The sequence below is a fragment of the Dielma fastidiosa genome (assembly GCF_000313565.1).
In the GTDB taxonomy this organism is placed as follows: Bacteria; Bacillota_I; Bacilli_A; order Erysipelotrichales; family Erysipelotrichaceae; genus Dielma; species Dielma fastidiosa.
Map to the genome: position 1 here is coordinate 1 of NZ_CAEN01000109.1, position 323 is coordinate 323.

Here is a 323-nt window from a genome sequence, read left to right on the forward strand (position 1 = left end):
AAGAGGGAGTCATGAAGAAAGCAAGCTGGTTTGAAGAATCAAGAAAACGCTATTATGCCTATGCTGACGGTGTGATCGCGAAAGGATGGCTGCCGATCGAAAGTGATTGGTACTACATGCATTCAACGGACGGACATCTAATGAAGGACTGGGTCAGAGATGGTAATGACTGGTACTTCATGGGACCCGAAGACGGCAAACTATGGCGTCAGCATTGGGCACCGGACAACAGAGGCAACTGGTATTATGTGGATCTGGATGGAAAGATGATCTATAACACATGGATACCGAGTCACAGCGGCTATTGGTACTACATCGGAAAT

Annotated in this window: 1 protein-coding gene; it reads left to right on the forward strand. The window is 47.1% G+C overall.

Annotation, left to right across the window (positions count from 1 at the left end; translation table 11 throughout):
* Positions 1-11: 11 nt before the first annotated feature.
* A partial coding sequence (locus DAHG_RS18235) for a hypothetical protein (RefSeq protein ID WP_205408083.1) occupies positions 12-323 on the forward strand: 312 nt, incomplete at its 3' end.